Below are 12,922 nucleotides of genomic sequence, written 5' to 3'. Positions count from 1 at the left end.
TCGGTGGAGCTGCATGACAAAGTCATCGGGCATTATCTGAACATAAAACACTATCAATAAGTTGGAGTCATTACCCTTTCCTGGTTGTGTGAGAAACGTCAAACCTGGCGTCTATGCTATTTGTTGGGTGAGGCTGGAAGTGGAAAAACCTGGCTGGCGCAGCAACTGCAAAAAGATAAACATCGCCGTGTGATTACTTTAAGCCTCGTTGTTTCCTGGCAAGGTAAGGCCGCATGGATCGTTACCGACGATAACGCGGCTGAACAGGGCTGCCGTGACAGCGCCTGGACGCGAGATGAGATGGCGGGGCAATTACTGCATGCGCTTCATCGAACTGATAGTCGCTGCCCTCTTATTATTATTGAAAATGCTCACCTGAATCACCGCCGCATACTTGATGATCTCCAACGCGCAATATCTCTTATTCCTGACGGTCAATTTTTGCTGATCGGCAGACCCGATCGAAAAGTCGAACGTGATTTTAAAAAACAGGGCATTGAACTTGTCTCGATAGGACGTCTGACGGAGCACGAACTTAAGGCAAGCATCCTTGAAGGTCAGAATATTGACCAACCCGATCTCCTTTTAACCGCCAGAGTTCTGAAACGGATAGCTTTATTATGTCGGGGCGATCGCAGAAAGATGGGGCTTGCCGGCGAAACAATTCGCTTATTACAGCAAGCCGAGCATACCAGCGTTTTCACAGCAAAACAATGGCGAATGATTTACCGCATATTGGGTGATAACCGCCCCCGGAAAATGCAGCTTGCCGTGGTGATGAGTGGAACCATTATCGCTCTTACCTGTGGTTGGCTACTGCTGTCCTCTTTTACAGCTACGTTACCCGTTCCTGCGTGGCTGATACCCGTAACGCCAGTAGTTAAACAAGATATGACTAAGGATATTGCTCATGTGGTGATGCGCGATAGTGAGGCGCTAAGCGTGTTATACGGCGTATGGGGGTACGAGGTCCCAGCTGATTCGGCCTGGTGCGATCAGGCAGTAAGAGCGGGGCTGGCATGTAAAAGTGGGAATGCTTCTTTACAAACATTGGTAGATCAGAATTTGCCCTGGATCGCATCGCTTAAAGTCGGGGACAAAAAATTGCCTGTTGTGGTCGTTCGCGTCGGTGAGGCTAGCGTTGATGTCCTCGTAGGTCAGCAAACGTGGACGCTGACACATAAATGGTTTGAGTCGGTATGGACGGGTGATTATCTTCTGTTGTGGAAAATGTCGCCGGAAGGGGAGAGTACCATTACGCGTGATAGCAGCGAGGAAGAGATTCTCTGGCTGGAAACGATGTTAAACCGCGCATTGCATATTTCGACAGAACCTTCGGCGGAGTGGCGTCCCTTGTTGGTAGAAAAAATAAAGCAATTTCAAAAAAGCCACCACTTGAAAACTGACGGTGTTGTTGGCTTTTCAACGTTAGTACATCTCTGGCAGGTGGCAGGGGAGAGTGCCTACTTATATCGGGATGAAGCAAATATTTCCCCGGAAACAACAGTGAAGGGGAAATGACATGTTTGAATTCTATATCGCCGCGCGTGAGCAGAAAGAAACAGGTCACCCTGGTATCTTCTCCCGACAAAAACACAGCACCATAATATATGTAATTTGTTTATTACTGATTTGCCTGTGGTTTGCAGGAATGGTGCTGGTTGGTGGGTATGCCAGGCAGCTATGGGTGCTTTGGATAGTAAAAGCCGAAGTCACTGTAGAGGCTGAAACGCCCGCTTTTAAACAATCAACACAACACTATTTCTTCAAAAAACAGCCACTCCCCGTCGTCGAATCCGTCGAGGAGGAAGATGACCCAGGCGTCGCGGTTGAGAATGCCCCCTCTTCTTCTGAAGACGAAGAAAATACTGTGGAAGAAAGCGACGAGAAAGCCGGTTTAAGAGAGCGTGTCAAAAATGCACTGAACGAACTTGAGAGATAACCCGAAGGCTGTTTACTTTACTAGCAATACGCTTGCGTTCGGTGGTTAAGTATGTATAATGCGCGGGCTTGTCGTAGTTGACAGCAGGTTCAATCTGAACCTCAGTTAGCCGAATTTGGCTACCTAACAATGCTCCCAATCGGGGAGCTACGTAAGAACGGTTACACTCTCCCATCAATCGTAATGGGTCTGAGGAGTAATCATTTTCGTTTATAAAATAATTGGAGCTCTGGTCTCATGCAGAACCAAAGAATCCGTATCCGCCTGAAAGCGTTTGATCATCGTCTGATCGATCAAGCAACCGCGGAAATCGTCGAGACTGCCAAGCGCACTGGTGCGCAGGTCCGTGGTCCGATCCCGCTGCCGACACGCAAAGAGCGCTTCACTGTTCTGATCTCCCCGCACGTCAACAAAGACGCGCGCGATCAGTACGAAATCCGTACTCACTTGCGTCTGGTTGACATCGTTGAGCCAACCGAGAAAACCGTTGATGCTCTGATGCGTCTGGATCTGGCTGCCGGTGTAGACGTGCAGATCAGCCTGGGTTAATCAGGTCATTGAGCGATTGAGAGGTTGAAACAATGATTGGTTTAGTCGGTAAAAAAGTGGGTATGACCCGTATCTTCACAGAAGACGGCGTTTCTATCCCAGTAACCGTAATCGAAGTTGAAGCAAACCGCGTTACTCAGGTTAAAGACCTGGCTAACGATGGCTACCGTGCTATTCAGGTGACCACCGGTGCTAAAAAAGCTAACCGTGTGACCAAGCCTGAAGCTGGCCACTTCGCTAAAGCTGGCGTAGAAGCTGGCCGTGGTCTGTGGGAATTCCGCCTGGCTGAAGGCGAAGAGTTCACTGTAGGTCAGAGCATTAGCGTTGAACTGTTTGCTGACGTTAAAAAAGTTGACGTAACTGGCACCTCTAAAGGTAAAGGTTTCGCAGGTACCGTTAAGCGCTGGAACTTCCGTACCCAGGACGCTACTCACGGTAACTCCTTGTCTCACCGCGTTCCGGGTTCTATCGGTCAGAACCAGACTCCGGGCAAAGTGTTCAAAGGCAAGAAAATGGCAGGTCAGATGGGTAACGAACGTGTAACCGTTCAGAGCCTTGACGTAGTACGCGTTGACGCTGAGCGCAACCTGCTGCTGGTTAAAGGTGCTGTCCCGGGTGCAACCGGTAGCGACCTGATCGTTAAACCAGCTGTGAAGGCGTAAGGAGATAGCAATGGAATTAGTATTGAAAGACGCGCAGAGCGCGCTGACTGTTTCCGAAACTACCTTCGGTCGTGATTTCAACGAAGCGCTGGTTCACCAGGTTGTTGTTGCTTATGCAGCTGGTGCTCGTCAGGGTACTCGTGCTCAGAAGACTCGTGCTGAAGTAACTGGTTCCGGTAAAAAACCGTGGCGCCAGAAAGGCACCGGCCGTGCGCGTTCTGGTTCTATCAAGAGCCCGATCTGGCGTTCTGGTGGCGTGACCTTTGCTGCTCGTCCGCAGGACCACAGTCAAAAAGTTAACAAGAAGATGTACCGCGGCGCGCTGAAAAGCATCCTGTCCGAACTGGTACGTCAGGATCGTCTGATCGTTGTCGAGAAGTTCTCTGTAGAAGCGCCGAAAACTAAGCTGCTGGCACAGAAACTGAAAGACATGGCTCTGGAAGATGTGCTGATCATCACCGGTGAGCTGGACGAAAACCTGTTCCTGGCTGCGCGCAACCTGCACAAGGTTGACGTACGCGATGCAACTGGTATCGACCCGGTTAGCCTGATCGCCTTCGACAAAGTCGTAATGACTGCTGATGCTGTTAAGCAAGTTGAGGAGATGCTGGCATGATTCGTGAAGAACGTCTGCTGAAGGTGCTGCGTGCACCGCACGTTTCTGAAAAAGCGTCTACTGCGATGGAAAAATCCAACACCATCGTACTCAAAGTTGCTAAAGACGCGACCAAAGCAGAAATCAAAGCTGCTGTGCAGAAACTGTTTGAAGTCGAAGTCGAAGTCGTTAACACCCTGGTAGTTAAAGGGAAAGTTAAACGTCACGGACAGCGTATCGGTCGTCGTAGCGACTGGAAAAAAGCTTACGTCACCCTGAAAGAAGGCCAGAATCTGGACTTCGTTGGCGGCGCTGAGTAAGTCGGAGGAGTAATACAATGGCAGTTGTTAAATGTAAACCGACATCTCCGGGTCGTCGCCACGTAGTTAAAGTGGTTAACCCTGAGCTGCACAAGGGCAAACCTTTTGCTCCGTTGCTGGAAAAAAACAGCAAATCCGGTGGTCGTAACAACAATGGCCGTATCACCACTCGTCATATCGGTGGTGGCCACAAGCAGGCTTACCGTATTGTTGACTTCAAACGCAACAAAGACGGTATCCCGGCAGTTGTTGAACGTCTTGAGTACGATCCGAACCGTTCCGCGAACATCGCGCTGGTTCTGTACAAAGACGGTGAACGCCGTTACATCCTGGCCCCTAAAGGCCTGAAAGCTGGCGACCAGATTCAGTCTGGCGTTGATGCTGCAATCAAACCAGGTAACACCCTGCCGATGCGCAACATCCCGGTTGGTTCTACTGTTCATAACGTAGAAATGAAACCAGGTAAAGGCGGTCAGCTGGCACGTTCCGCTGGTACTTACGTTCAGATCGTTGCTCGTGATGGTGCTTATGTCACCCTGCGTCTGCGTTCTGGTGAAATGCGTAAAGTAGAAGCAGACTGCCGTGCAACTCTGGGCGAAGTTGGCAATGCTGAGCATATGCTGCGCGTTCTGGGTAAAGCAGGTGCTGCACGCTGGCGTGGTGTTCGTCCGACCGTTCGCGGTACCGCGATGAACCCGGTAGACCACCCACATGGTGGTGGTGAAGGTCGTAACTTTGGTAAGCACCCGGTAACTCCGTGGGGCGTTCAGACCAAAGGTAAGAAGACCCGCAGCAACAAGCGTACTGATAAATTCATCGTACGTCGCCGTAGCAAATAATTTTAGAGGATAAGCCATGCCACGTTCTCTCAAGAAAGGTCCTTTTATTGACCTGCACTTGCTGAAGAAGGTAGAGAAAGCGGTGGAAAGCGGAGACAAGAAGCCCCTGCGCACTTGGTCCCGTCGTTCAACGATCTTTCCTAACATGATCGGTTTGACCATCGCTGTCCATAATGGTCGTCAGCACGTTCCGGTATTTGTAACCGACGAAATGGTTGGTCACAAACTGGGTGAATTCGCACCGACTCGTACTTATCGCGGCCACGCTGCTGATAAAAAAGCGAAGAAGAAATAAGGTAGGAGGAAGAGATGGAAACTATCGCTAAACATCGCCATGCTCGTTCTTCTGCTCAGAAGGTTCGCCTTGTTGCTGACCTGATTCGCGGTAAGAAAGTGTCGCAGGCTCTGGATATTTTGACCTACACCAACAAGAAAGCGGCTGTACTGGTCAAGAAAGTTCTGGAATCTGCCATTGCTAACGCTGAACACAACGATGGCGCTGACATTGACGATCTGAAAGTTACGAAAATTTTCGTAGACGAAGGCCCGAGCATGAAGCGCATTATGCCGCGTGCAAAAGGTCGTGCAGATCGCATCCTGAAGCGCACCAGCCACATCACTGTGGTTGTGTCCGATCGCTGAGACTCTGGAGACTAGCAATGGGTCAGAAAGTACATCCTAATGGTATTCGCCTGGGTATTGTAAAACCATGGAACTCTACCTGGTTTGCGAACACCAAAGAATTCGCTGACAACCTGGACAGCGATTTTAAAGTACGTCAGTACCTGACTAAGGAACTGGCTAAAGCGTCCGTATCTCGTATCGTTATCGAGCGTCCGGCTAAGAGCATCCGTGTAACCATTCACACTGCTCGCCCGGGTATCGTTATCGGTAAAAAAGGTGAAGACGTAGAAAAACTGCGTAAGGTCGTAGCGGACATCGCTGGCGTTCCTGCACAGATCAACATCGCCGAAGTTCGTAAGCCTGAACTGGACGCAAAACTGGTTGCTGACAGCATCACTTCTCAGCTGGAACGTCGCGTTATGTTCCGTCGTGCTATGAAGCGTGCTGTACAGAACGCAATGCGTCTGGGCGCTAAAGGTATTAAAGTTGAAGTTAGCGGCCGTCTGGGCGGCGCGGAAATCGCACGTACCGAATGGTACCGCGAAGGTCGCGTACCGCTGCACACTCTGCGTGCTGACATCGACTACAACACCTCTGAAGCGCACACCACTTACGGTGTAATCGGCGTTAAAGTGTGGATCTTCAAAGGCGAGATCCTGGGTGGTATGGCTGCTGTTGAACAACCGGAAAAACCGGCTGCTCAGCCTAAAAAGCAGCAGCGTAAAGGCCGTAAATAAGGAGCGTCGCTGATGTTACAACCAAAGCGTACAAAATTCCGTAAAATGCACAAAGGCCGTAACCGCGGTCTGGCGCAGGGTACGGATGTTAGCTTCGGCAGCTTCGGTCTGAAAGCTGTTGGCCGTGGTCGTCTGACTGCCCGTCAGATCGAAGCAGCACGTCGTGCTATGACCCGTGCAGTTAAGCGTCAAGGTAAGATCTGGATCCGTGTGTTCCCGGACAAACCGATCACTGAAAAGCCGCTGGCAGTGCGTATGGGTAAAGGTAAAGGTAACGTGGAGTATTGGGTTGCCTTGATTCAGCCGGGTAAAGTCCTGTATGAAATGGACGGTGTTCCGGAAGAGCTGGCCCGTGAAGCATTCAAGCTGGCAGCAGCGAAACTGCCGATTAAAACCACCTTTGTAACTAAGACGGTGATGTAATGAAAGCAAAAGAGCTGCGTGAGAAGAGCGTTGAAGAGCTGAACACCGAGCTGCTGAACCTGCTGCGTGAGCAGTTCAACCTGCGTATGCAGGCTGCAAGTGGCCAGCTGCAACAGTCTCACCTGTTGAAGCAAGTGCGTCGCGATGTCGCACGCGTTAAGACTTTACTGAACGAGAAGGCGGGTGCGTAATGACCGATAAAATCCGTACTCTGCAAGGTCGCGTTGTTAGCGACAAAATGGAGAAATCCATTGTTGTTGCTATCGAACGTTTTGTGAAACACCCGATCTACGGTAAATTCATTAAGCGTACGACCAAACTGCACGTACATGACGAGAACAACGAATGCGGTATCGGTGACGTGGTTGAAATCCGCGAATGCCGTCCGCTGTCCAAGACTAAATCCTGGACGCTGGTTCGCGTTGTAGAGAAAGCGGTTCTGTAATACAGTACACTCTCTCAATACGAATAAACGGCTCAGAAATGAGCCGTTTATTTTTTCTACCCATATCCTTGAAGCGGTGTTATAATGCCGCGCCCTCGATATGGGGATTTTTAACGACCTGATTTTCGGGTCTCAGTAGTAGTTGACATTAGCGGAGCACTAAAATGATCCAAGAACAGACTATGCTGAACGTCGCCGACAACTCCGGTGCACGTCGCGTAATGTGTATCAAGGTTCTGGGTGGCTCGCACCGTCGCTACGCAGGCGTAGGCGACATCATCAAGATCACCATCAAAGAAGCAATTCCGCGTGGTAAGGTCAAAAAAGGTGATGTGCTGAAGGCGGTAGTGGTGCGCACCAAGAAGGGTGTTCGTCGCCCGGACGGTTCTGTCATTCGCTTCGATGGTAATGCTTGTGTTCTTCTGAACAACAACAGCGAGCAGCCTATCGGTACGCGTATTTTTGGGCCGGTAACTCGTGAGCTTCGTAGTGAGAAGTTCATGAAAATTATCTCTCTGGCACCAGAAGTACTCTAAGGAGCGAATCATGGCAGCGAAAATCCGTCGTGATGACGAAGTTATCGTGTTAACCGGTAAAGATAAAGGTAAACGCGGTAAAGTTAAGAATGTCCTGTCTTCCGGCAAGGTCATTGTTGAAGGTATCAACCTGGTTAAGAAACATCAGAAGCCGGTTCCGGCCCTGAACCAACCGGGTGGCATCGTTGAAAAAGAAGCCGCTATTCAGGTTTCCAACGTAGCAATCTTCAATGCGGCAACCGGCAAGGCTGACCGTGTAGGCTTTAGATTCGAAGACGGTAAAAAAGTCCGTTTCTTCAAGTCTAACAGCGAAACTATCAAGTAATTTGGAGTAGTACGATGGCGAAACTGCATGATTACTACAAAGACGAAGTAGTTAAAAAACTCATGACTGAGTTTAACTACAATTCTGTCATGCAAGTCCCTCGGGTCGAGAAGATCACCCTGAACATGGGTGTTGGTGAAGCGATCGCTGACAAAAAACTGCTGGATAACGCAGCAGCAGACCTGGCAGCAATCTCCGGTCAAAAACCGCTGATCACCAAAGCACGCAAATCTGTTGCAGGCTTCAAAATCCGTCAGGGCTATCCGATCGGCTGTAAAGTAACTCTGCGTGGCGAACGCATGTGGGAGTTCTTTGAGCGCCTGATCACTATTGCTGTACCTCGTATCCGTGACTTCCGTGGCCTGTCCGCTAAGTCTTTCGACGGTCGTGGTAACTACAGCATGGGTGTCCGTGAGCAGATCATCTTCCCAGAAATCGACTACGATAAAGTCGACCGCGTTCGTGGTTTGGATATTACCATTACCACTACTGCGAAATCTGACGAAGAAGGCCGCGCTCTGCTGGCTGCCTTTGACTTCCCGTTCCGCAAGTAAGGTAGGGTTACTAAATGGCTAAGCAATCAATGAAAGCACGCGAAGTAAAACGCGTAGCTTTAGCTGATAAATACTTCGCGAAACGCGCTGAACTGAAAGCGATCATCTCTGATGTGAACGCTTCCGACGAAGATCGTTGGAACGCTGTTCTCAAGCTGCAGACTCTGCCGCGTGATTCCAGCCCGTCTCGTCAGCGTAACCGCTGCCGTCAAACAGGTCGTCCGCATGGTTTCCTGCGGAAGTTCGGGTTGAGCCGTATTAAGGTCCGTGAAGCCGCTATGCGCGGTGAAATCCCGGGTCTGAAAAAGGCTAGCTGGTAATTGTCACCAATTGAATCACGGGAGTAAAGACAGATGAGCATGCAAGATCCGATCGCGGATATGCTGACCCGTATCCGTAACGGTCAGGCCGCGAACAAAGCTGCGGTCACCATGCCTTCCTCCAAGCTGAAAGTGGCAATCGCCAACGTGCTGAAGGAAGAAGGTTTTATTGAAGATTTTAAAGTTGAAGGCGACACCAAGCCTGAACTGGAACTTACTCTGAAGTATTTCCAGGGCAAAGCTGTTGTAGAAAGCATTCAGCGTGTCAGCCGCCCAGGTCTGCGCATCTATAAACGTAAAGATGAGCTGCCGAAAGTTATGGCGGGTCTGGGTATCGCAGTTGTTTCTACCTCTAAAGGTGTTATGACTGATCGTGCAGCGCGCCAGGCTGGTCTTGGTGGCGAAATTATCTGCTACGTAGCCTAATCGGAGGAAAAAATGTCTCGTGTTGCTAAAGCACCGGTCGTTGTTCCTGCCGGCGTTGACGTAAAAATCAACGGTCAGGTTATTACGATCAAAGGTAAAAACGGCGAGCTGACTCGTACTCTCAACGATGCTGTTGAAGTTAAACATGCAGATAATACCCTGACCTTCGGTCCGCGTGATGGTTACGCAGACGGTTGGGCACAGGCTGGTACCGCGCGTGCCCTGCTGAACTCAATGGTTATCGGTGTTACCGAAGGCTTCACTAAGAAGCTGCAGCTGGTTGGTGTAGGTTACCGTGCAGCGGTTAAAGGCAATGTGATTAACCTGTCTCTGGGTTTCTCTCATCCTGTTGACCATCAGCTGCCTGCGGGTATCACTGCTGAATGTCCGACTCAGACTGAAATCGTGCTGAAAGGCGCTGATAAGCAGGTGATCGGCCAGGTTGCAGCGGATCTGCGCGCCTACCGTCGTCCTGAGCCTTATAAAGGCAAGGGTGTTCGTTACGCCGACGAAGTCGTGCGTACCAAAGAGGCTAAGAAGAAGTAAGGTAACACTATGGATAAGAAATCTGCTCGTATCCGTCGTGCGACCCGCGCACGCCGCAAGCTCCAGGAGCTGGGCGCAACTCGCCTGGTGGTACATCGTACCCCGCGTCACATTTACGCACAGGTAATTGCACCGAACGGTTCTGAAGTTCTGGTAGCTGCTTCTACTGTAGAAAAAGCTATCGCTGAACAACTGAAGTACACCGGTAACAAAGACGCGGCTGCAGCTGTGGGTAAAGCTGTCGCTGAACGCGCTCTGGAAAAAGGCATCAAAGATGTATCCTTTGACCGTTCCGGGTTCCAATATCATGGTCGTGTCCAGGCACTGGCAGATGCTGCCCGTGAAGCTGGCCTTCAGTTCTAAGGTAGAGGTGTAAGATGGCTCACATCGAAAAACAAGCTGGCGAACTGCAGGAAAAGCTGATCGCGGTAAACCGCGTATCTAAAACCGTTAAAGGTGGTCGTATTTTCTCCTTCACAGCTCTGACTGTAGTTGGCGATGGTAACGGTCGCGTTGGTTTTGGTTACGGTAAAGCGCGTGAAGTTCCAGCAGCGATCCAGAAAGCGATGGAAAAAGCCCGTCGCAATATGATTAACGTCGCGCTGAATAACGGCACTCTGCAACACCCTGTTAAAGGTGTTCACACGGGTTCTCGCGTATTCATGCAGCCGGCTTCCGAAGGTACCGGTATCATCGCCGGTGGTGCAATGCGCGCCGTTCTGGAAGTCGCTGGGGTTCATAACGTTCTGGCTAAAGCCTATGGTTCCACCAACCCGATCAACGTGGTTCGTGCAACTATTGATGGCCTGGAAAATATGAATTCTCCAGAAATGGTCGCTGCCAAGCGTGGTAAATCCGTTGAAGAAATTCTGGGGAAATAAACCATGGCAAAGACTATTAAAATTACTCAAACCCGCAGTGCAATCGGTCGTCTGCCGAAACACAAGGCAACGCTGCTTGGCCTGGGTCTGCGTCGTATTGGTCACACCGTAGAGCGCGAGGATACTCCTGCTATTCGCGGTATGATCAACGCGGTTTCCTTCATGGTTAAAGTTGAGGAGTAAGAGATGCGTTTAAATACTCTGTCTCCGGCCGAAGGCTCCAAAAAGGCGGGTAAACGCCTGGGTCGTGGTATCGGTTCTGGCCTCGGTAAAACCGGTGGTCGTGGTCACAAAGGTCAGAAGTCTCGTTCTGGCGGTGGCGTACGTCGCGGTTTCGAGGGTGGTCAGATGCCTCTGTACCGTCGTCTGCCGAAATTCGGCTTCACTTCTCGTAAAGCAGCGATTACAGCCGAAATTCGTCTGTCTGACCTGGCTAAAGTAGAAGGCGGTGTAGTAGACCTGAACACGCTGAAAGCGGCTAACATTATCGGTATCCAGATCGAGTTCGCGAAAGTGATCCTGGCTGGCGAAGTAACGACTCCGGTAACTGTTCGTGGCCTGCGTGTTACTAAAGGCGCTCGTGCTGCTATCGAAGCTGCTGGCGGTAAAATCGAGGAATAAGTAGCAGATGGCTAAACAACCGGGATTAGATTTTCAAAGTGCCAAAGGTGGCTTAGGCGAGCTGAAACGCAGACTGCTGTTTGTTATCGGTGCGCTGATTGTGTTCCGTATTGGCTCTTTTATTCCGATCCCTGGTATTGATGCCGCTGTACTTGCCAAACTGCTTGAGCAACAGCGAGGCACCATCATTGAGATGTTTAACATGTTCTCTGGTGGTGCTCTCAGCCGTGCTTCTATCTTTGCTCTGGGGATCATGCCGTATATTTCGGCGTCGATCATTATCCAGCTGCTGACGGTGGTTCACCCAACGTTGGCAGAAATTAAGAAAGAAGGGGAGTCTGGTCGTCGTAAGATCAGCCAGTACACCCGCTACGGTACTCTGGTGCTGGCAATATTCCAGTCGATCGGTATTGCTACCGGTCTGCCGAATATGGCTGGTATGCAAGGCCTGGTGATTAACCCGGGCTTTGCATTCTACTTCACCGCTGTTGTAAGTCTGGTCACAGGAACCATGTTCCTGATGTGGTTGGGCGAACAGATTACTGAACGAGGTATCGGCAACGGTATTTCAATCATTATCTTCGCCGGTATTGTCGCGGGACTCCCGCCAGCCATTGCCCATACTATCGAGCAAGCGCGTCAAGGCGACCTGCACTTCCTCGTGTTGCTGTTGGTTGCAGTATTAGTATTTGCAGTGACGTTCTTTGTTGTATTTGTTGAGCGTGGTCAACGCCGCATTGTGGTAAACTACGCGAAACGTCAGCAAGGTCGTCGTGTCTATGCTGCACAGAGCACACATTTACCGCTGAAAGTGAATATGGCGGGGGTAATCCCGGCAATCTTCGCTTCCAGTATTATTCTGTTCCCGGCGACCATCGCGTCATGGTTCGGGGGCGGTACTGGTTGGAACTGGCTGACAACAATTTCGCTGTATTTGCAGCCTGGGCAACCGCTTTATGTGTTACTCTATGCGTCTGCAATCATCTTCTTCTGTTTCTTCTACACGGCGTTGGTTTTCAACCCGCGTGAAACAGCAGATAACCTGAAGAAGTCCGGTGCATTTGTACCAGGAATTCGTCCGGGAGAGCAAACGGCGAAGTATATCGATAAAGTAATGACCCGCCTGACCCTGGTTGGTGCGCTGTATATTACCTTTATCTGCCTGATCCCGGAGTTCATGCGTGATGCAATGAAAGTACCGTTCTACTTCGGTGGGACCTCACTGCTTATCGTTGTTGTCGTGATTATGGACTTTATGGCTCAAGTGCAAACTCTGATGATGTCCAGTCAGTATGAGTCTGCATTGAAGAAGGCGAACCTGAAAGGCTACGGCCGATAATTGGTCGCCCGAGAAGTTACGGAGAGTAAAAATGAAAGTTCGTGCTTCCGTCAAGAAATTATGCCGTAACTGCAAAATCGTTAAGCGTGATGGTGTCATCCGTGTGATTTGCAGTGCCGAGCCGAAGCATAAACAGCGCCAAGGCTGATTTTTTCGCATATTTTTCTTGCAAAGTTGGGTTGAGCTGGCTAGATTAGCCAGCCAATCTTTTGTATGTCTGTGCGTTTCCATTTGAGTA

26 protein-coding genes are annotated in these 12,922 nt (G+C 50.3%); all 26 read left to right on the top strand.

Features of this window, described 5'->3' with window-relative positions; translation table 11 throughout:
• The coding region (locus tag RTW80_RS31460; protein WP_071528444.1) for an IS1 family transposase at window positions 1–60 on the top strand (60 nt) is incomplete at its 5' end.
• 9 nt (window positions 61–69) lie between these two features.
• Window positions 70–1,521: a type II secretion system protein GspA gene (gene gspA, locus RTW80_RS17820; RefSeq protein ID WP_074152884.1), complete on the top strand. Its 1,452-nt coding sequence runs from the start codon at window positions 70–72 to the stop codon at window positions 1,519–1,521.
• Between the two features lies 1 nt (window position 1,522).
• A complete protein-coding gene (gspB, locus tag RTW80_RS17815) occupies window positions 1,523–1,942 on the top strand; it encodes a putative general secretion pathway protein GspB (protein WP_000461449.1) in 420 nt (139 codons plus the stop codon).
• A gap of 237 nt (window positions 1,943–2,179) precedes the next feature.
• Window positions 2,180–2,491 (top strand): 30S ribosomal protein S10, encoded by a 312-nt coding sequence (gene rpsJ, locus RTW80_RS17810; protein WP_001181004.1) that lies wholly within the window; start codon window positions 2,180–2,182, stop codon window positions 2,489–2,491.
• A gap of 32 nt (window positions 2,492–2,523) precedes the next feature.
• Complete coding sequence (gene rplC, locus RTW80_RS17805) at window positions 2,524–3,153, top strand: 50S ribosomal protein L3 (protein ID WP_000579833.1); 630 nt, start codon at window positions 2,524–2,526, stop codon at window positions 3,151–3,153.
• Between the two features lie 10 nt (window positions 3,154–3,163).
• Window positions 3,164–3,769 (top strand): 50S ribosomal protein L4, encoded by a 606-nt coding sequence (gene rplD / locus RTW80_RS17800; RefSeq protein WP_000424395.1) that lies wholly within the window; start codon window positions 3,164–3,166, stop codon window positions 3,767–3,769.
• Window positions 3,766–4,068: a 50S ribosomal protein L23 gene (gene rplW, locus RTW80_RS17795; RefSeq protein ID WP_000617544.1), complete on the top strand. Its 303-nt coding sequence runs from the start codon at window positions 3,766–3,768 to the stop codon at window positions 4,066–4,068. Before rplD ends, rplW begins: the two co-directional genes overlap by 4 nt.
• Window positions 4,069–4,085: 17 nt before the next feature.
• The gene (rplB, locus tag RTW80_RS17790; protein WP_000301864.1) at window positions 4,086–4,907 is read left to right on the top strand and encodes a 50S ribosomal protein L2; all 822 of its coding nucleotides are present in this window, start codon (window positions 4,086–4,088) and stop codon (window positions 4,905–4,907) included.
• A gap of 16 nt (window positions 4,908–4,923) precedes the next feature.
• Window positions 4,924–5,202, top strand: coding sequence for a 30S ribosomal protein S19 (gene rpsS / locus RTW80_RS17785; RefSeq protein WP_001138117.1), 279 nt, complete (start codon window positions 4,924–4,926; stop codon window positions 5,200–5,202).
• A 14-nt stretch (window positions 5,203–5,216) separates the two neighbouring features.
• Window positions 5,217–5,549: a 50S ribosomal protein L22 gene (gene rplV, locus RTW80_RS17780; protein WP_000447529.1), complete on the top strand. Its 333-nt coding sequence runs from the start codon at window positions 5,217–5,219 to the stop codon at window positions 5,547–5,549.
• Window positions 5,550–5,566: 17 nt separating this feature from the next.
• Window positions 5,567–6,268, top strand: coding sequence for a 30S ribosomal protein S3 (rpsC, locus tag RTW80_RS17775; protein ID WP_000529945.1), 702 nt, complete (start codon window positions 5,567–5,569; stop codon window positions 6,266–6,268).
• Between the two features lie 12 nt (window positions 6,269–6,280).
• A complete protein-coding gene (rplP, locus tag RTW80_RS17770) occupies window positions 6,281–6,691 on the top strand; it encodes a 50S ribosomal protein L16 (protein WP_000941212.1) in 411 nt (136 codons plus the stop codon).
• On the top strand, window positions 6,691–6,882 hold the full coding sequence (gene rpmC, locus RTW80_RS17765; protein ID WP_000644741.1) for a 50S ribosomal protein L29: 192 nt from the start codon (window positions 6,691–6,693) through the stop codon (window positions 6,880–6,882). The genes rplP and rpmC overlap by 1 nt, the downstream gene beginning before the upstream one ends.
• Window positions 6,882–7,136 (top strand): 30S ribosomal protein S17, encoded by a 255-nt coding sequence (gene rpsQ / locus RTW80_RS17760; protein WP_000130100.1) that lies wholly within the window; start codon window positions 6,882–6,884, stop codon window positions 7,134–7,136. Before rpmC ends, rpsQ begins: the two co-directional genes overlap by 1 nt.
• A gap of 164 nt (window positions 7,137–7,300) precedes the next feature.
• A complete protein-coding gene (gene rplN, locus RTW80_RS17755) occupies window positions 7,301–7,672 on the top strand; it encodes a 50S ribosomal protein L14 (protein WP_000613955.1) in 372 nt (123 codons plus the stop codon).
• A 10-nt stretch (window positions 7,673–7,682) separates the two neighbouring features.
• Complete coding sequence (gene rplX, locus RTW80_RS17750; RefSeq protein WP_000729185.1) at window positions 7,683–7,997, top strand: 50S ribosomal protein L24; 315 nt, start codon at window positions 7,683–7,685, stop codon at window positions 7,995–7,997.
• Between the two features lie 14 nt (window positions 7,998–8,011).
• Entirely contained in the window at window positions 8,012–8,551 is a 540-nt protein-coding gene (rplE, locus tag RTW80_RS17745; protein WP_001096200.1) for a 50S ribosomal protein L5, read from the top strand.
• A 14-nt stretch (window positions 8,552–8,565) separates the two neighbouring features.
• Window positions 8,566–8,871, top strand: coding sequence for a 30S ribosomal protein S14 (rpsN, locus tag RTW80_RS17740; protein WP_001118930.1), 306 nt, complete (start codon window positions 8,566–8,568; stop codon window positions 8,869–8,871).
• A gap of 33 nt (window positions 8,872–8,904) precedes the next feature.
• Window positions 8,905–9,297 (top strand): 30S ribosomal protein S8, encoded by a 393-nt coding sequence (gene rpsH / locus RTW80_RS17735; RefSeq protein WP_000062611.1) that lies wholly within the window; start codon window positions 8,905–8,907, stop codon window positions 9,295–9,297.
• A gap of 12 nt (window positions 9,298–9,309) precedes the next feature.
• Window positions 9,310–9,843, top strand: coding sequence for a 50S ribosomal protein L6 (gene rplF / locus RTW80_RS17730; RefSeq protein ID WP_000091945.1), 534 nt, complete (start codon window positions 9,310–9,312; stop codon window positions 9,841–9,843).
• A 9-nt stretch (window positions 9,844–9,852) separates the two neighbouring features.
• The gene (rplR, locus tag RTW80_RS17725; RefSeq protein ID WP_000358960.1) at window positions 9,853–10,206 is read left to right on the top strand and encodes a 50S ribosomal protein L18; all 354 of its coding nucleotides are present in this window, start codon (window positions 9,853–9,855) and stop codon (window positions 10,204–10,206) included.
• 14 nt (window positions 10,207–10,220) lie between these two features.
• Complete coding sequence (gene rpsE / locus RTW80_RS17720; protein ID WP_000940121.1) at window positions 10,221–10,724, top strand: 30S ribosomal protein S5; 504 nt, start codon at window positions 10,221–10,223, stop codon at window positions 10,722–10,724.
• A gap of 3 nt (window positions 10,725–10,727) precedes the next feature.
• A complete protein-coding gene (rpmD, locus tag RTW80_RS17715; RefSeq protein ID WP_001140433.1) occupies window positions 10,728–10,907 on the top strand; it encodes a 50S ribosomal protein L30 in 180 nt (59 codons plus the stop codon).
• Window positions 10,908–10,910: 3 nt separating this feature from the next.
• Window positions 10,911–11,345, top strand: a complete 435-nt coding sequence (rplO, locus tag RTW80_RS17710) for a 50S ribosomal protein L15 (protein WP_001238914.1) — start codon at window positions 10,911–10,913, stop codon at window positions 11,343–11,345.
• Window positions 11,346–11,352: 7 nt separating this feature from the next.
• Window positions 11,353–12,684, top strand: a complete 1,332-nt coding sequence (gene secY / locus RTW80_RS17705; RefSeq protein ID WP_063119156.1) for a preprotein translocase subunit SecY — start codon at window positions 11,353–11,355, stop codon at window positions 12,682–12,684.
• Between the two features lie 31 nt (window positions 12,685–12,715).
• Window positions 12,716–12,832 (top strand): 50S ribosomal protein L36, encoded by a 117-nt coding sequence (gene rpmJ, locus RTW80_RS17700; RefSeq protein ID WP_000868187.1) that lies wholly within the window; start codon window positions 12,716–12,718, stop codon window positions 12,830–12,832.
• Window positions 12,833–12,922 lie beyond the last annotated feature (90 nt).

It is taken from the genome of Escherichia sp. AM3 (genome assembly GCF_032029835.1).
Classification (GTDB): domain Bacteria; phylum Pseudomonadota; class Gammaproteobacteria; order Enterobacterales; family Enterobacteriaceae; genus Escherichia; species Escherichia coli.
The sequence above is the reverse complement of the archived record's forward strand: the minus strand, read 5'-3'. Positions and strand labels throughout refer to the sequence as shown.